At 65.5% G+C, this 16,951-nt stretch carries 13 protein-coding genes; 4 read left to right on the top strand and 9 right to left on the bottom strand.

The features are described from left to right. The 4 genes from ACFMO5_RS09920 to ACFMO5_RS09935 all read left to right on the top strand — a co-directional run. Positions 1–499, top strand: a 499-nt coding sequence (locus ACFMO5_RS09920) for an NAD-dependent epimerase/dehydratase family protein (protein WP_376792587.1), incomplete at its 5' end; no start/stop codon positions are given. 3 nt (positions 500–502) lie between these two features. Further along, positions 503–1,573 (top strand): glycosyltransferase, encoded by a 1,071-nt coding sequence (locus ACFMO5_RS09925; protein ID WP_376792588.1) that lies wholly within the window; start codon positions 503–505, stop codon positions 1,571–1,573. A gap of 281 nt (positions 1,574–1,854) precedes the next feature. Next, positions 1,855–2,991 carry a glycosyltransferase gene (locus tag ACFMO5_RS09930; RefSeq protein WP_376792589.1) on the top strand — a complete coding sequence of 379 codons (1,137 nt, stop codon included), beginning with the start codon at positions 1,855–1,857 and terminating at the stop codon, positions 2,989–2,991. A 45-nt stretch (positions 2,992–3,036) separates the two neighbouring features. Next, positions 3,037–3,894 (top strand): glycosyltransferase family 2 protein, encoded by an 858-nt coding sequence (locus ACFMO5_RS09935; RefSeq protein ID WP_376792590.1) that lies wholly within the window; start codon positions 3,037–3,039, stop codon positions 3,892–3,894. On the opposite strand, the gene purN is transcribed toward ACFMO5_RS09935, so the two are convergent. From purN to ACFMO5_RS09980, 9 genes are all read right to left on the bottom strand, one after another. Then, entirely contained in the window at positions 3,880–4,503 is a 624-nt protein-coding gene (gene purN / locus ACFMO5_RS09940; protein WP_376792591.1) for a phosphoribosylglycinamide formyltransferase, read from the bottom strand. The two genes, ACFMO5_RS09935 and purN, sit on opposite strands and share 15 nt — an antisense overlap. A 25-nt stretch (positions 4,504–4,528) precedes the next feature. Continuing rightward, positions 4,529–5,557, bottom strand: coding sequence for a phosphoribosylformylglycinamidine cyclo-ligase (gene purM / locus ACFMO5_RS09945; protein ID WP_376792592.1), 1,029 nt, complete (start codon positions 5,555–5,557; stop codon positions 4,529–4,531). A 14-nt stretch (positions 5,558–5,571) separates the two neighbouring features. Then, the gene (purD, locus tag ACFMO5_RS09950) at positions 5,572–6,894 is read right to left on the bottom strand and encodes a phosphoribosylamine--glycine ligase (RefSeq protein ID WP_376792593.1); all 1,323 of its coding nucleotides are present in this window, start codon (positions 6,892–6,894) and stop codon (positions 5,572–5,574) included. A 426-nt stretch (positions 6,895–7,320) separates the two neighbouring features. Beyond that, positions 7,321–8,817 carry an amidophosphoribosyltransferase gene (gene purF / locus ACFMO5_RS09955; protein WP_376792594.1) on the bottom strand — a complete coding sequence of 499 codons (1,497 nt, stop codon included), beginning with the start codon at positions 8,815–8,817 and terminating at the stop codon, positions 7,321–7,323. Positions 8,818–8,862: 45 nt separating this feature from the next. After that, positions 8,863–9,354, bottom strand: coding sequence for an AIR carboxylase family protein (locus tag ACFMO5_RS09960; RefSeq protein WP_376792595.1), 492 nt, complete (start codon positions 9,352–9,354; stop codon positions 8,863–8,865). Next, entirely contained in the window at positions 9,351–10,343 is a 993-nt protein-coding gene (locus ACFMO5_RS09965; RefSeq protein ID WP_376792596.1) for a phosphoribosylaminoimidazolesuccinocarboxamide synthase, read from the bottom strand. The genes ACFMO5_RS09960 and ACFMO5_RS09965 overlap by 4 nt, the downstream gene beginning before the upstream one ends. A 1-nt stretch (position 10,344) precedes the next feature. Then, on the bottom strand, positions 10,345–14,169 hold the full coding sequence (gene purL, locus ACFMO5_RS09970; RefSeq protein ID WP_376792597.1) for a phosphoribosylformylglycinamidine synthase subunit PurL: 3,825 nt from the start codon (positions 14,167–14,169) through the stop codon (positions 10,345–10,347). A gap of 313 nt (positions 14,170–14,482) precedes the next feature. Next, positions 14,483–16,747 carry a GAF domain-containing protein gene (locus ACFMO5_RS09975; protein ID WP_376792598.1) on the bottom strand — a complete coding sequence of 755 codons (2,265 nt, stop codon included), beginning with the start codon at positions 16,745–16,747 and terminating at the stop codon, positions 14,483–14,485. Further along, positions 16,744–16,951, bottom strand: a 208-nt coding sequence (locus ACFMO5_RS09980; protein ID WP_376792599.1) for a hypothetical protein, incomplete at its 5' end; no start/stop codon positions are given. The genes ACFMO5_RS09975 and ACFMO5_RS09980, both read right to left, overlap by 4 nt.

Consider the following 16,951-nt stretch of genomic DNA (forward strand, 5'->3'; position numbering starts at 1 on the left):
CCGGGAGTATGGGCTGAAGTCGGTTTCCTGTCGTTACTTTACCGTGTATGGTCCTCGTGGGGTGGAGAACCATGCGATCATTGCCCTGATCGCCAAGGCGTTTATCGGCCAGAATCCCATTGAGGTGTGGGGGGATGGCACTCAGGTGCGCAACTGGACCTACGTGGAGGACATTGTGCGGGGCACCCTCCTGGCCGCGGAGAAGATCGACGACGGCACGGCGATCAACCTGGGGACGATGGAGCGGGTGCGGGTGATTGATGCGGTGAGGATGATTTTGGAATATACGGGTCATAAAGCGGAGATCGTCTTTCGGCCGGATATGCCCGTGGGCCCGCTGAATCGGGTGGCGGATAATTCCTTGGCGAAGAAACTCCTCGGTTGGGAGCCGCAGGTGCCCTTCCGGGAGGGGCTGAAGCGGACGATTGACTGGTATTTCGCCACCAAAGACCGGGAGCAGGTGCGGAAAATCCTGGCACGGATGTTGACAGAGCGGTGAGTAATGCACATTGTCCTCGGCTATAACTGGTTTCCGACCGCTGCTGGTTATCACATCGAGCGGGCCCTGCAAGCCTTGGGCCACGTGGTCACTTACGTGGGTCTGCCCAGCAGCCATCGCGCCGGCTATGACACGACAGTCCCGATAGACGAAATCATCGCCGCTCTCCCGGAGAAACCAGATCTTTACCTCTGGGTTGACCCAGCAGGGCGCTACTTCCCGCCAGGGATAGAGCGTCTGCCGATCCCAACCGCCTGCTATCTGATTGATGTCCACCTGGGGACCTGGCGGGAGCAGGCCGCGCGCTTCTTCGACGCCGTCTTCATCGCGCAGAAAGACTACCTGGAGCGCTTCCGCCGCGTTGTGGGCCATGATCAGGTTTACTGGTTGCCCCTGGCCGCCGCCCCGGATGTTCATCGGGATCACCAACTCCCTCGCATCTACGATGTCGGCTTTGTGGGCAACATCGCCCTGGCCCATCGGAAAACGCCCCGCGCTCGAAGGCTGAAACGGATCGCCGAGCGCTTCCGCACCAACGACTTTTACCGGGCCTATACGCCGGAGGAGGTCGGGCGAATCTACAGCCAATCCCGTATCGTCTTCAATTGCAGCATCGCCGGCGATGTGAGCATGCGGATCTTTGAGGGCACAGCGTGTGGGGCATTGGTCTTAACCGACTCGGTGCGCAACGGCCTCGATGAACTGTTTGAGGTTGGCCGCGAGATTGTGGTCTACCAGGATGATGTCGACCTGCTGGACAAAATCGCCTACTACCTGGCCCACGATGAGGAGCGCGAGGCAATCGCCCGGGCCGGGCAACAGCGTACATTAAGGGAGCACACCTACCTGCACCGTGTCCAGAGGATGTTGTCGATCGTCTCCGCTCCCGGTTTCCAGCTCTTCGCTCCAATGCGCACCGCTTCACCGAAGGAGCGGTGGCGGGCGCGCCGAGAGGTCTATATTCACCTCCACATGGTAGACGCCTTGTTGGACGAGGCGCGCGCAGCCGGGCTGGGGCCGGTACGGCGCCTCTGGACAGTGGCTCCTGGTTTGGTCCGGAGGTTGGTGCGATGAGCAACCTTTTTCTTGGAGCGCAAGAATCGCTCTCCCCTTGTCCCATCCGCTCCAGCGCGCCCGCCGAGCTCGTCTGGGTCAAGCACGGTTTCCGGTATGCTCGTTGCTCGGATCGCCGCCCCAACTTGGTGGATCCCATGCCTCCGGTTGCGCGGAGGCAGCGCCCGACCCTGGCTGCCGGCCCTGTTTCTCTGGCAGGCTGTTCGTCTTCTGGGGCGGGCGCGGTAGAAAGTCGCCTATCCGCAGGATGATCTTGTTGCTACCCTGGAGGCGCTTGCTTGGTGTCCGGTGTGATACGGGTGCTTCATGTCGCTCGTTATCGCGCTCCTTCTATGGAACGCAAATTGGAGCTCATGGCCGCCCGGCCTGACTTCTCTTTCTGGCTCATCCGCCCAGCCGAGTGGCAGGATGAGTACGGCCGGAAGCCGGTGAACCCGGTGGTGCCGGGGTGTCAGGTGATCCGGTTGCCCATGTTGGGGAGGGTCAATGATCCTCATCGGGCGCTCTATCGGACTCTCACCTTTCGCTTGCCATCAGCACGTCCCCATATTATCCACGCGGAGGAAGAACCCGATAGCCTGGCGGCGCTTCAGATTGTGCTGGCCAGGCGCTTGTTTGCTCCTCGGGCGAAGTTGATCCTGCATACCTGGCAGAACGTCAACCGCCCCAAGCGCTGGTACGTGTGGTGGGTCACCCGGATTTCCCTCCAGGAAGCGGATGCCATCCTCTGCGCCAACCAGGAGGCGATATGGGTGCTGCGGGAGATGGGATATGGTGGACCGGCAGAGGTCATTCCTCCTATTGGAGTGGACACGCGTGTTTTTCGCCCGTTGGAGCGCCGGCTGGACCCAGCGACGTTCCGGGTGGCCTACGCCGGCCGCTTTGTGCCGGAGAAGGGGCTGAACACTTTGTTGGAGGCGGTGGCCCGTCTGGGCTCCGGAGTGGAGCTGTGGTTGATCGGCGACGGCCCGCAACGGACTGCGCTTCAGGCCCTGGCGCGGGGTTTAGGGATCAGCGACCGGGTCCGCTGGATTCCACCCGTTTCGCCGGAACAAATGCCGGAACTCCTGGCCCAGGTGAACGTGGTGGTCCTTCCGTCTCGCACCACGCCAGTTTGGAAGGAACAGTTCGGGCGAATCCTGGTGGAGGCGATGGCTTGTGGCGTGCCGGTGGTGGGCTCTGATTCCGGCGCCATCCCTGAGGTGATCGGCGACGCCGGGCTCATCTTCCCCGAAGGGGATGCTGTGGCCCTGGCGGAGCGTCTGCGCAGTCTGAGAGAGTCGCATGAGCTTTGCCATAAGTTGGCGGAGCAAGGGCACAAGCGTGTCGCTTCACTCTATCGTTCGGAAGTGGTTGCCGAGCGAACGGCCAACTTTTACCAGCAGCTTTGCTGGGGGGAGATCGAATTGGCCGCCTGACAACCTAGCACTTTGTCTCTCTCAAAGGGCTTGAGGGAAATAGAGATGCTGAAGGAGCAAAGCCGGAGCGCTCTGATCTCCATCATCGTTCTCGCCCATAACACCCGGGATCTTGTTCTTCAATGCTTGTCGGGATTTTATGATCAGGCCCGCGCGCTAGGGTGGCAGGTGATTGTGGTGGATAACGGCTCTGTAGATGGCACGGCCTCCGCTGTCGCAGAGAAATTCCCCGAAGTTCAGTTGATCCGCAGCGAGCGGAACCTCGGATTCGCGGCGGGCAGCAACTTGGGCCTGCGCCGGGCGAAGGGCCGGGTGATCGTTCTGATGAACGCGGATGTCCTGACCTCGGCCGATGTCTTACAGACGGCCGCCGAAGCCCTGCTGGCCCAGCCGGATGTGGGGGCGCTCTCTCCTCTGTTACGCACCCCGGACGGGAAGCCCCAGGCCTTTGCGTTCGGAGGGGATCAATCCCCTGGGTATCTTCTCCGACGCGGCCTGAAGGCGTTCCTCGGGCTTGGCCCCATGCACCGGTGGGATGTAAAAGAGCCCCTTGAGGTGGATTGGGTCTCCGGGGCTTGCATGCTGGTGCGCCGGGAGGTCATTGAGCAGGTGGGTCTCCTCGATGAGGGGTTCTTCCTCTATTTCGAGGACAATGATTGGTGCCTGCGGATGAGAAGGGCAGGGTGGCGGGTCCTGTATGATCCACGATTCGCAGTGGTGCACATCGGGGGCGCCTCGTTGCCCGACCGGCCTTTGGCCAGCGAACTATATTACCGGAGTTTGATCCGATTCACGGCGAAGCATTACGGACCGTTGATGGCCCTGATGATTCGGATCTTTTTGGGACTTTACCGTGTCCTGATGAGCGCGAAACAGCGAATTAAGGCGTCAGGCCTGCTCTGAGCGGGACAGCATTTGAAGGGCTGCTCGGATCCCCTCCAGGATGACTTGATGCTCCGCTTCGTGCATGCGCGCTTCGAAGGTTTCCAGGGTATCCTCAGGATAGATGGGCACGACCCGATGGGTTAGCACCGGCCCTTCATCCACCGCCGGCGTCACGATGTGCACCATACACCCGCTGTAGGCGATCTCGCCCCGTCGGTAGGCCTCGAAGGCCCGCTGGATCGCACGCATGCCGGGGAACATGCCCGGGAGGGCTGGGTGGAGGTTGATCACCCGTCCCGGGAAGCGCTCCAGGAAGGCCGAGCTCAGGATGTGCATCCAGCCGGCCAGGACGATGAGATCGGGCCGATAGGGGAGGATCCGCTCCGCCAGATCCCGGTCGTACGCTGTGCGGTCCAGCCCGCGTTCGCGATACGGCTTGAGGGGGAAATAGAGGGTTGGGATCCCGGCCCGTTGCGCCCGCACCAGCCCGAAAGCGTCTTTACGGTTGGAAACCACCAGCACCACTTTCGCCGGAAGACGCCCGTCCGCACAGGCGTCCAGGATCGCCTGCAGGTTGCTGCCGAAACCGGAGATCAGGACAACTAGGCGATAATTTCCCGGGTTCATATTGCTTCGAGGGCAGGGGCGAGGCCTACTCCCACACGATGTACACCGTTCGATCGCCTTCCACGATCTCTCCCACCGCGAAGAGCTCCCCGGGCCAAAGGGCCAGGGCCCGTTCGGCGGCCTCGGGGTCGACCGCGAGGATCATCCCCAGGCCCATGTTGAACACGTGGAACATCTCCTCCATGGCGACCTGGCCCAGGCGCTGGATCAGCCCGAAGATGGGCGGCTCCGGCCATGTCCCCCGATGGAGCACGCCCGCTGTCCCTGGGGGGAGGATGCGGGGGAGGTTCTCGTAAACGCCGCCGCCGGTGATGTGGGCTACCCCCTTGGGCTCGATGCCTGCTTCCTCCATCGCCTGAAGGAACCCCAGATAACAGCGATGAGGAGCTAAAAGAGCTTCGGCGATGGAGGTGCCCAGCTCCGGGTGCGGTTTTTCCCAATCCAGGTCGCCCAGGACGGCGCGGGCGAGGCTATAACCGTTGGTGTGCAGCCCGCTGGAGGGAAGGGCCAGCAGCCGATCCCCCGGCCGGATGCTATGGCCGTCTCGAATCCGGCTCCGCTCCACCACCCCGACGATGGTTCCCACCAGATCCAGCTCGCCCGGCGCGTAGACTCCAGGCATCTCCGCCGTCTCCCCGCCCAGCAGCGGGCAGCCGACCTCCCGGCACGCGGCGGCGACGCTCTCCACGATGGGCACCACCACCTCGGGATCCAGACGATCCGCGGCGATGTAATCCAGGAAGAAGAGCGGGCGGGCCCCGTGGACCAGGATGTCGTTCACGCAGTGGTGGACGAGGTCATAACCGATGGCCCCCCAGCGCCTCAGACGAGCGGCCACCTTGAGCTTGGTGCCCACACCGTCGGTGGAGGCCACCAAGACCGGCTCGGCCATCGTCTTCAGGACATTGGCTCCATAGAGGCCGGCGAAGGCCCCCAGGCCGGCGATCACCTCCGGCCGATAGGTGGAGCGGACTGCATCGGCGATCCGATCCAGGATCTCCCGGGCGGCGTCCAGATGGACGCCCGCCCGCGCGTAGGACGCTGCCGGTTCCATCGGGAGAACCTCCTTTAAGGCGGACAGGCGCGGCCGATATCTTGACGGAATTGCATTCCCTCGAAGTGGATGCGCGAGACCGCTGCGTAAGCCCGGTCTGCTGCCGTCCGCGGATCCGGCCCCCAGGCACTGATCGCGAGCACTCGCCCACCGGCCGTCACCACACGCCCATCGCGGCGGGCGGTTCCCGCGTGGAACACCCATACGTCATCCATGCGCTCCGCTTCCTCCAATCCAAGGATAGGGAGCCCCTTCGGGACTGGGCCGGGATATCCGGGGGCCGCCAGGACCACCGTGGCGCACGCCCCAGGACGCCAACCCAGGTTGACCCGCCCCAGCCGCCCTTCCAGGCAAGCCTCGATCGCTTCCAGAAGGTCGCTTTCCAGCAGGGGGAGGATCGCCTGGGCTTCAGGATCTCCGAAACGGGCGTTGAATTCCAGCACGTATGGCCCCTGGGCGGTGAGCATCAGGCCCGCGTAGAGCACGCCGACGAAGGGGGTGCCTCGGCGGGCCATCGCCTCCACGGCGGGCTGAAGGATGGTTCGAACCATCCTATCGAGATCGTTCGGGGCCACGTCGGGGGTCGGGGCGTAAGCCCCCATGCCGCCGGTGTTGGGGCCTCGGTCGCCGTCCCACAGGCGCTTATGGTCGCGGGCCGGAAGGAGGGGCTGCACCGTCTGTCCATCGACAAGGGCCAGCAAGGAGAGCTCGCGGCCCTCCAGGCGCTCCTCGATGACCACGGTCTCCCCTGCCTCGCCGAAGATCCGTTCATGCATGATCCGGATCAGTGCCGCTTCCGCCTCCTCGCGGGTCTCGCAGACGAACGCGCCTTTTCCACCCGCGAGGCCGCTGGCCTTCACCACCAGGGGACCTGGACGGCGGCGCACGTAGCGCAGCGCGGCCTCCAGATCGTGGAACACGCGGTAATCCGCGGTGGGTATCCCGCTGGCGCGCATCAGGTCCTTGGCGAAGGCTTTGGAGGTTTCAATGCGGGCAGCCTCCTGCGTGGGCCCGAAGATCCGCAGCCCGGCGGCTTGGAAGGCGTTCACGATCCCGAGCGCCAGGGGAGCCTCGGGCCCCACGATGGTGAGATCGATGGTTTGCTCCCGGGCGAAGGCGAGCAGGTGCTCCACATCTTCGGCGGCGATCGGGATCGAGCTGGCTGGGGCGCGCGGCCGCTTCCTCTCCGGTGCAGGCGCTGCAGGCCATGAAGTCCCCGCGTTCCCCGGGGCCACGTAAACCGCTTCCACCTCCGGCGAGCGGGCCACCGCCCAGGCCAGCGCATGCTCCCGCCCGCCGGAGCCCACGATCAGGATCCGTTTCCCTTTCCTCCCCATAGTAGATCATCCTGTTCAGGATGTGGGTTGGTTGCCCAAACCCGATGTCGAAGGGTGGGCATCGGTCAAGGTTTTTCGGCCCCCATGGCGTTCGATGCGTGGGGAGGGCCTTTCGTGCGCGATTCAGTGGATGGAGACTCGTTCTGGGTCTGGTGCATCGAACGGGCACTGAAGTGCCCGTTTTTTCCGTGGACATCCGTCATGGGCTTTCGGTTTCCCTTGGCGTCCGAGGACGGGAAGAGCCTTTCACATGCGATTCGGCGGATGGAAGCCTATCTGGGTCTGGCGCACAGAACGGCCCCAAGCGCCCTGTTGCGATCGATCGACGTGCTCTCTCAATGAATGAGATAGCCCATCGAGGGGCTAGCCTCCAGCCCGCCGGCTTCGCACGTCCGACAAGGGCGGGCCTTCTGGCCGCTCTCCCGGCTATGCCCTCCAGTGCACGCTCCGGATCCGCTCGAAGGCGGATTTGCTGTTACCCGATCCTTCGGGCCTCTCCGGTATAGGAGCCGGATAACGGCCGGAGAAGCAGGCCACACAGTAATCCCCATCCGAGGCGGGGAGCACTTCGCGGACGGCGGCGAGCATCCCCGGGAGGCTCAGGTAGGCCAGGCTGTTCGCCCCGATGAACTGGCGGATCGCCTCCTCGTCCCAGCGGTGGGCGATGAGCTCCTCATAGGTGGCCATGTCGATCCCCATAAAGCATGGGTGGCGGATGGGCGGGGAGGCGATCCGCACATGGACTTCCGCCGCGCCGCCTTCGCGCAGCAGCTCCACCAACTGTCGGGTGGTGTGGCCGCGGACGATGGAGTCGTCCACCAGCACCACCCGCCGTCCCCGCAGCACCTCGTGGAGAGGGCTGTATTTGAGGTGGACGCTCCGCTGGCGGATCTGATCATCCGGCTGGATGAAAGTGCGGCCGATGTAACGGTTCTTGATCAATCCCTCCACGAAAGGGATGCCGGATTCCAGGCTATAGCCGATGGCGTGGGGGGTGGCGGAATCGGGCACGCCCACCACCAAATCGGCGTTCGCCGGGGCCTCGCGGGCCAGCTGGCGCCCCAAGGCCATGCGCACTGCGTAGATCGTTCCCCCTTCCCGTGTCGAATCCGGGCGCATGAAGTAAACGTACTCGAAGATGCAGAAGGCCGGCGAGGGCGGCACGGGGCTCTCGAAAACCGTAAGCCCCGTACGGTCCACGCGCACGATCTCGCCGGGCGTCATTTCCCGCAGCGGGCAGGCGCCGATCAGCCGGAGGGCGCAAGTCTCGGAGGCGACCGCATATCCGCCCTCCAGCGCGCCGATGCAGAGCGGGCGGAAGCCGTAGGGATCCCGGACGGCGTAAATCGCTTCGCGGGTGAGGATCACCAGGGCGTAGGCGCCCGGGGCCAGACGCAAAAGGGCGCGGATCCGCTCAACCCATGGATCGGCGCTGGAGCCTGGGAGGTCGTGCGGGAACCCCCAGGCCTCCGGCGGGGAGGCCAGGATCTGCAGGATCAGCTCGCTGTCGCTGCCGGAGGAAAGGCCGATGCCCCGCTCCAGCAGACGGCGGCGGAGCTGCCAGGCGTTGACCAGGTTGCCGTTGTGGGCGATGCCCATGGGCCCGTAGAGGGTTTCGATCAAGAACGGCTGGGCGTTCTGGATATGGGAGGCCCCAGTGGTCGAGTAGCGGGTATGGCCGATGGCCAGATGGCCCCGCAGCTGGCGTAGGACGCCCTCGTCGAATATTTGGGCGACTAACCCCATACCCTTATGGAGATAAGCGACCTGGCCGTCGCTGGTGGCGATCCCAGCGCTTTCCTGGCCGCGGTGCTGCAGGGCGCAGAGAGCCAGGAAGGCGAGCCGGGCGGCCTCTTGGCCCGGCGCGAACACCCCGAAGACGCCGCAGGCCTCCCGGGGGCGATCCGATTCCAGCCCGATCATCTTCCCGCCTCCTTTCCGTAGCCATTCCGGCCCGGCGAACGCCCTCTACGACGGGCTATCCCCACGGATCTCCGCATCGTCATCGAGGATGCGCTGTCGTTGCTGTTCCTGAAATCGGGCCACCCGTTCCCGCGTTTCAGGATCGGCGAGGCCCAAGATCTTGGCAGCCAACAGGGCGGCCCCCGCCGGATCCAGGACAACCGCCGGTGCGATCCCACTGGGCATCCGAAGGGAGGAGAAGAGGTCGGCCCCGGCGAAGGCCTCGGAGATCGGCGGGCAGGCGATCACCGGCGCGCGCACCTGCCCATCCACCAGGCCGCTGAGGGCGTTCGACCGCCCCGCGACGGTGATGTAAACCTTGGGGCGGGGGTCGGCCTCATAAGCCTGGAGGAGCTTCAGCAGATGGTCCGGCACCTTGTGCGCGGAGGCGATCCGCATCTCCCACGCCAGACCGAAGGATTCCAGCGCCCGCGCCACGGACCTCCCGTGTTCTAAATCCGAGCGGGAGCCCATCAGGATGACGACAAGCGGCTTCATCCCCGAACCCTCCCGGCGATGGCAGCCAGATCCTGCTCCAAGAAATGGTGGACGTTGCGGGCGATCCGTTCCGCGCCGGGCTGTTCCCCGGGGATGAAAGGCTGCCCGGTCAGGCGTTCATAGACAGCGATGTAGCGGGCGGCGGCGCCGATGATGAGCTCCGGGGGCATCTCGGGCGGCGCCCCATCCCCCCGATAGCCACGAGCAGCGAACCACAGGCGTACGTATTCCTTGTCATAGGACTCCGGCTCATGACCGCGGCGATAGGTCTCCGCCAGCCAGAAGCGGCTGGAGTCCGGCGTGTGCAGTTCGTCGATCAGGACCAGCTCACCGTCGCTCATGCCGAACTCGTACTTGGTGTCCACCAGGATCAGCCCTGCTTGCCGGGCCAGCTCCTGGCCGCGGGCGAAGAGGGCCAGGGCGATGGCCTCGATCCTCTCCCACAGCTCGCCAGGCACCAGGCCTCGCCTGAGGATCTCCTCCCGGGTGAGCACCTCGTCATGAGCGCCGGAGGGCGCCTTGGTGGTCGGCGTGAGGATGGGGCAGGGCAAGGGGTCGTTTTTCTGCAAGCCGTCGGGCAATGGGATCCCATAAGGCCGGCGCTCGCCCTGCGCGTACAGGGTCCAGAGGGAGGTGCGGGTCACGCCGGTGATATAGCCGCGAACGATCACCTCCACCGGCAAGGGCTCGGCTCGGCGGACCACCATCACGTTGGGGTCGGGCACGGCGATGAGGTGGTTGGGCACGATATCGCGCGTCCGCTCGAACCACCAGGCGCTGAGCTGAGTGAGCACCTGCCCCTTGAAAGGGATGACCCCCAGCACGCGATCGAAAGCGGAGATGCGATCGGTGGCCACGAGGAAGAGCAAATCCTTATAAATGTAAATATCCCGCACCTTTCCCTCGCGCTTCGGCCCAAGCCCCGACAGCTCGGCCGCGCGCAGCGCGTGAGGGATGGCCGCCCGCAGTTCGGACTCCGAAAGACCCATCTTAGCACCTCCTCAGGGCGTTCTGGAACAGGATGAGGCCGGGCCCCCCACTCTCCCCCCGATGCCATCGGGGGTGCTGCCAAGGGAAGATATGATCCTCCGGATGGGGCATGAGGCCCAGGACGTTGCCGGCCGGGTTGCAGATCCCGGCGATCCCTCGCTGCGATCCGTTGGGGTTGAAGGGATAGCCCGCTGACTGACCGAAGGGATCCACGTAGGTCAAAGCGACCAGGCCCTGGGCTTCCAAGCGATCCAAGATCGCCTCGGATCGGGCAACAAAGCGCCCCTCGCCGTGGGCGACCGGACAGTAAAGGAGATCGTCGAGGCCCTCGGTGAAGAGGCACGGGCTTCGCGGGTTGGCCCGTAGATACACCCACCGGCACTCGAAACGCCCTGAGGCGTTGGGGGCCAGGGTGACCATGCGCGTCCCATCCGGTTCGAGGAACTCTGGGCCGGGGAGCAGCCCGGCCTTGACCAGGGCCTGGAACCCGTTGCAGATCCCCAGCACCGGCCGCCCGCTGGCGATGAAGCGCTCGAGGGCCTCGCCGAGCCGCAGGCGGAGATCCAGCGCCCACAGGCTTCCGGCCCCCAGGTCATCCCCATAGGAGAACCCGCCGGGCAGGACCAGCATGGCGTAATCCATCAGGTCTCGCTCTCCACGCAGCAAGCGTGGGAGCGGAACGATCTCCGGCTCCCCGCCGGCCTGCTCGCAAGCGAGGGCTGCCTCGCGATCCCGGTTGGTCCCTGGGGCCTGAAGGATCAGCACTCGGGGACGGCGGGAGATCACCTGGGGGATGGATGGCCGATGAGGGAAAGACATTGAAGCCTGGAGGGGAGGCGCCAGCTCTCCCCGCCAGGCCTGTTCCAGCGCCTCGATGGGGAGATGGATCCGTTCCGATCCCTCCAGGCCGATCACCCGCAGCGATCCCTCGGCGGTCACCTCACCGATGCGGGCGGCGGGGTGACCAGCCATGAGGGCTTCGAAGGCGGGCGCATCCTCCGGCCGCACCTCAACCAGGAAGCGGCCCATCGATTCGGAGAAGAGCACCTCCTCATCGGCATGGGCCAGCCCGGCGCCGGGGACGCGACGCAGATCGATCGCGGCCCCCAGGCGGCCGGCCAGGCACATCTCCGCCAGCGCCACCCCCAGCCCGCCCTCGGAAAGGTCGTGGCAGGCCTGGACCAGTCCGGCGGCGATGGCCTGATGGAGGGCGCGCATTCGATCCAGGGCCTGGGGGACGGGCTGGGGCAGGCGATCGGTTTTCGGGGATGTTCCCGGGGCGATCAGCCGGTAGTGGCTGCCGGCCAGCTCCGGCCGGGATTCGCCGATCAGATAGATGGCATCGCCCGGCCGCTTGAAATCCATCGTGACCGTCCGTTGAAGGTCCGGCACGCGTCCCACGGCGGTGATCAGGAGCGTCCCCGGGATCGCGTGGGCTCGGCCTTCGGCATCCACATACACGTTATGGAGGCTGTCCTTACCGGAAATGAACGGCGCTCGGTAGGCTCGGGCGGCGTCGAAACATCCCTGGGTGCACCGAACCAGCGCCCCGAGTTGCTCGGGATCGCTGGGATCCCCCCAGCAGAAGTTGTCCAACAGGGCTACGTGGTCGGGGTCCGCTCCGACAGCGACCAGGTTGCGGAACGCCTCGTCGATCGCCGCCCATGCCATCACATAAGGATCGTGCTCTCCGTAAAGCGGGGCCAGGCCGACGGCCAGGGCGATCCCGGCGATCGGGCCGTGAGGGGGCAAGATCTCCGGCGGCGCCAGGACCACCGCGTCGCTGGGGCCGTGGCTGGCCGCGCCCACCAGGGGCTTGACCGCTGTCGCCCCTTGCACCTCGTGATCGTAGCGGCGCAGGACGTCCTCGCGGCTCCGGATGTTCGGATGGCTGAGCAGGGCAAGCAGGGCGTGGGCAGGATCCAGGGAGGGCGATAAGGAACGGGAAGGTTGAGAAAGGGAGGGAGCCCAGCGGGCCTCCAGGACCCGCTGGGGACGCCCCTCATGGAGGAAAGCCATGTTCAGCTCCCCGACCAGGCGCCCGGCATAGAACAGCCGCAGCTGGCCGGTGGCCTCGAAGGTCCCGATGGCGGCGGCCTCCACGCCGTGGAGGGCACAGAGGGCTTGGAACCGCGGCCAGTTCTCCGGGGGGATCGCGAGAACCATTCGCTCCTGGGATTCGCTGAGCCAGATCTCCCACGGGCGCAAGCTTTGATCTTTCAACGGAACCCGATCTAAGTGAACGGAGGCCCCCAGATGGCGACCCATCTCGCCGACGGCCGAGGACAGCCCACCGGCGCCGCAATCCGTGATCGCGTGGTAGAGCTGCTCGTCCCGCGCCTGTAAGATCACCTCTGTCAGCTGTTTCTCCAGGATCGGGTGGCCGATTTGGACCGCGCTGCGGGCGGCCGTGATCTCCCCTTCCAGCGCGGCGCTGGAGAACGTGGCTCCGCCCAAGCCATCCCGTCCCGTCCGTCCGCCGATCACCACGATGAGATCGCCAGGCTGCGGTGTGGTAGGGTGGGCACCGCGAGGGAGGAGCCCCAAACATCCACAGAAGACGAGGGGGTTGACCCGATACCCCGGGTGATAGAAAACCGCCCCACAGACCGTGGGGATGCCCATCTTGTTCCCGTAATCCTCGATGCCGCAGATCACGCCCTCGATGACCCGTCGGGGGTGCAGCGCCCCGGGAGGCAGCTCGGAGGCTGGGAGATCCGGCGGGCCGAAGCACAGCACATCCAGGTTCGCGATCGGCCGGGCGCTGACCCCGAGGATGTCGCGGATCACGCCGCCCACGCCGGTGCTGGCCCCGCCGAAGGGCTCCACGGCCGAGGGATGGTTATGGGTTTCCACCTTGAGGGCCAGATCCCACCGTTCGTCGAAGGCGATGGTGCCGGCGTTGTCTGTGAAGGCCGAGCGAACCCATGGGCGGCCGACCCGCTCCGTGGCGGCCTGAATGTAAGTGCGGAGCAGGCCCTGGATCTCCATCGTTTGAGGGGGTGCATCCGGAGGGGCGCCCGGCGCGGGCCCGGTGTATCGGATGAGGGATCGGAAGGTTTTGTGGGCGCAATGCTCGCTCCACGTCTGAGCCAGGGTCTCCAGCTCCACGTCGGTTGGATCCCGGCCCGCACGGCGGAAGTAATCTTGGATGGCGCGCATCTCTTCAAGGTCGAGGGCCAAGCGGCGGCGCTCGCTGAGGGCGAGGAGCTCGGTCCCGTCGAGCTCCCGGATGGGGATGATCTCTACGGCCCGATCCGAGGGGGACGGCTCCAGAAAGGGCGGTTGAACGGCGCCGTCGACGGCGTAGCGCTGGATCACTGGGTTGCAGCAAAGCTCGACCGCCAATCGGTGCAGCTCGCCTTCGCTCAGATCCCCCCAGAGGAGGAAGCGCAAGCCCCAGGCCGCCTCCCGCACGTCAAACCCTGCCGCCCGGGCGGCCTGCAGGAGGCTTTCGGCGGCGGGATCGGTCACGCCGGGCCACCAGGTCACCTCGACCCAATGGTGGGGGGCTCCGGCAGGCGGCGGAAGGGCGGAAGGATCCGTGAGCGGCAGGACGCGGAATTCCTCGAGGATCGGGTCGATCAGTAAGAGGCGGCTCAGGCGCTCAACGTCGGGGAGGAGGAGGGGGGTTCGCAGGAAACACAGGCGTTCCACACGGCAAGCCCGCAGCCCCTTCAGACCGTGGGCGTGGGCCTCACGCACCAGCCGGCTGCCCTCCGGATCCTCGGGGGCTCTGCGGTGGATTTCGACGCGGAAGATCGCCCATTCCGGATCCGAGGGCAGCCGATGAATGCTATCGGCTGGGATAGCCTCCTGCTCCATAGTGAGACTCCGCGCGTCTGTCCTCCGTGTGGTGAAATCATTCCGCTCTTGGGCTCCTCCCCGGGGGGCTTCCGGGGAGGGTCGATCCCGGATCACGCACCGGACCGGATGCTATATGTTGGGCTTTAAGGGCGGATATGAGGATGACCGTTCGATCTCAGTTCCCAAGTTGTTTGCTCTTATTATAGAAAGAGGCCGGATGTTGTCAAGAGCCGGACCGGAGCGGGAGCAGGGTTGGTGACGGGCGAACGCGCTCCGAGCGGAGTGGGAAAGGGCGAGCGCAAGGCGGTTCGGAGGGAGGGGCCCAGCGGATTCATTTCCGGTGGGCCAGCGGGAGGATGAGGGCCACCTCGGTCCCCCGAGGGGATCTCGGACGCACGAGGAGCTTTCCTCCATGAGCTTCCACCACCGCCCGAGCCACCGCTAACCCGATCCCCATGCCCGGGAACCGCCGCGTGGTCCCGCCCTCCACCTGGTAGAACGGCTCCCCAATCCGGTCCAGGCGTTCCTCCGGGATCCCGATCCCTTCATCCTGGATTCGAAGCATCACCTGTCCCTCGTGCTTCGTTAAAGCGACCTCAATCTTCCCTCCCCCGGGCGAGAACTTGATCGCGTTGTCCATCACCTCCCCGATCGCCCGGATGAGGCCCTGGGGGTCGCCCAACAGCCAGACCTCCTCTGGCGGCAGGTGCGCCTCCAGGGTATAGCGCGTGGGATCCATCCGGGCCTGCCACCGGCGCAGGATCTCCTCCAGCAGGCGCTTCAGATCCAGGGGGATGCGGGCGATCTCGCCGGCGCGAACGGTCTGGAGGGTGAGCATGAGCTCCACGTATCGGTGAAGTTCGTGCAGGCGCCCCCGGCTGACCGTCACCGCCTCTTGTTGTTCGGGGTTCAGAGGCCCCAGCGCACCGTCGGCCAACAGCTCCAGATAGCCCATGGCCACGGCGAGGGGGGTGCGGAGCTCGTGGGAAACATTTTGGATCATCTCCTCCCGGAGCCGGAGGGTTTCGCTGAGGGCTTGATTCAGGGCGGCCAGCTCTTGCGCCTGTCGTTGTGTCCGCTCCAGCAGCCGGGCGTTATGGATCCCGGTCGCCAGCAGATCCGCCAGGGCCTCCAACAGGCCTCTGGTCTCCGCGTCGAAGGTCCGGCGGCGGCGCCACAGGACGTTCAAGACCCCCACGATCTCCTTCCCGTAGCGCAGCGGCAGCGCCGCGTGGCTCTGGAACCCCTCCTGGACGATCAGCGCCTGGGTGGCTGGAGGATACGGATATTGAGTGCAATCCTCTATCCAGAGCGGAGTCCCTCTCGCGGCCACACGCCCGGTGATGGTCTCGGCATCTGCCCCCCGGGCGAGGCGCGGGATCGCGGAGAAACCCCGGTAGGCCAACAGTTGAAGTGTTTCCGGATTCTGATGATCCGCATAGTAGATGCTGGCGGCGTCAGCGGGGAGATGGGCCAGGATCTCCTGGACGGCCCGGTCCATCAGGGCGGGAAGGTCCTCCAGGTGGGCCAGGGCCCGGGCGGTTTGATAGAGGACGTGCAGCCGAGCGGCGTGGGCTTGCGCCATCTCCAGCAACCGGGTCCGCTCGACCGCCCCGGCCACCTGGGCGGCGACGGTCTCGGCCAGCCGCATCTCCACCGCGGTGAAGACGCGGGGCCGGTGCACGCTGTCGATCCCCAGGGTGCCGATGAGCCGAGTCCCCGCGAGAAGAGGGACGATCATCAGGGAACAGATCCCCATCGCTTGCAGCACCGGCCCCACCGGCCCCAGGATCGGATCTCCGGCCACGTCGGCGATGGCCAGCGGGCGGCGCTCCCGCAGGATCCATTCCATCGAGGGGTTGCCGTGGATGGGAATTATGAGACCCAGCCCGGAGGGGGTTCCCACGGGGTTGTATTCGGCCACCACGCGGAGGTGGTCACCGGATTCGGCCATCAGGGCGATCGCCCCACGATCCCCCTGGAGCAAAGTCACCATTTCCTGGGTGATGCGGCTCAGGAGAGCCTCCAGGGAGAGCGGCTGGTTGGCCAGTCGGGCGATCCGGCTCAGGAGCTCCAGGCGGTCATGCTCCTCTCGGAGCCGATCGAGGGCCCACCGGTGTCCCATGATCACCCCGCCGAGCCGGCCGATCGTGGTCAGGGCCCCTCGGGTCGGCTCATCCAACTGGAAATCCGGTGGGACCAGAAGGTTGATTAGCCCATACGAGCGACCCTGAAAACGCAGAGGGATGACGAGATGGTCCTTCGATATCCCGAGGGCATCGAGGCGCTCGCAATGGATGATCTGCATCGCTTCGGTCAGCTGGCCCTCCCGCAGCATGCGCTGGCAGCGACACGGCGACCACCGCAGCGGTGCTCGCCCTTCCGCTTCGAGCGCCTCCGGCAACCCGACGGCAGCCACCACCTGGAACGAGCCTGTGGCCTCGTCCTCCAGCCGTGTGATCCATCCGGCGGTTCCCCCCACGATCTTCAGGAGCGTTCGCAGGATCTCCTCGGGGACGATGGAGGGATTGACCGCGTCCAGGTGGTCCATCAGCTGGATCAGCTCCATGACCGTTTCTTGAGTGTGCTGCCTCATTGTTCCCCCTCCTCGGCGCACCCGTGCATCGTCACGATGGCGTTGGGTGCCCCGATATCCGCCGAACCAGATGGAGCACGGGAATTAAGTTGAGCATGCTTTGTCGCAAGGATGAAAAGGGATGGATGAAAAATCGAATAGAGCTTGCAAAGCAAGCCTTTAAGGAAGATTGTCTGTGTGGGGCGGGCCGCGTGCGCGGCCCGC

This window comes from Thermoflexus sp., from assembly GCF_042408365.1.
In the GTDB taxonomy this organism is placed as follows: Bacteria; Chloroflexota; Anaerolineae; order Thermoflexales; family Thermoflexaceae; genus Thermoflexus.

Excerpts from the sequence above, each read along its gene's own strand:
- ACFMO5_RS09925 (WP_376792588.1), top strand. The coding sequence starts at position 503 with ATGCACATTGTCCTCGGCTATAACTGGTTTCCGACCGCTGCTGGTTAT.
- ACFMO5_RS09935 (WP_376792590.1), top strand. The coding sequence starts at position 3,037 with ATGCTGAAGGAGCAAAGCCGGAGCGCTCTGATCTCCATCATCGTTCTC.
- purN (WP_376792591.1), bottom strand. The coding sequence starts at position 4,503 with ATGAACCCGGGAAATTATCGCCTAGTTGTCCTGATCTCCGGTTTCGGC.
- purM (WP_376792592.1), bottom strand. The coding sequence starts at position 5,557 with ATGGAACCGGCAGCGTCCTACGCGCGGGCGGGCGTCCATCTGGACGCC.
- purD (WP_376792593.1), bottom strand. The coding sequence starts at position 6,894 with ATGGGGAGGAAAGGGAAACGGATCCTGATCGTGGGCTCCGGCGGGCGG.
- purF (WP_376792594.1), bottom strand. The coding sequence starts at position 8,817 with ATGATCGGGCTGGAATCGGATCGCCCCCGGGAGGCCTGCGGCGTCTTC.
- ACFMO5_RS09960 (WP_376792595.1), bottom strand. The coding sequence starts at position 9,354 with ATGAAGCCGCTTGTCGTCATCCTGATGGGCTCCCGCTCGGATTTAGAA.
- ACFMO5_RS09965 (WP_376792596.1), bottom strand. The coding sequence starts at position 10,343 with ATGGGTCTTTCGGAGTCCGAACTGCGGGCGGCCATCCCTCACGCGCTG.
- purL (WP_376792597.1), bottom strand. The coding sequence starts at position 14,169 with ATGGAGCAGGAGGCTATCCCAGCCGATAGCATTCATCGGCTGCCCTCG.
- ACFMO5_RS09975 (WP_376792598.1), bottom strand. The coding sequence starts at position 16,747 with ATGAGGCAGCACACTCAAGAAACGGTCATGGAGCTGATCCAGCTGATG.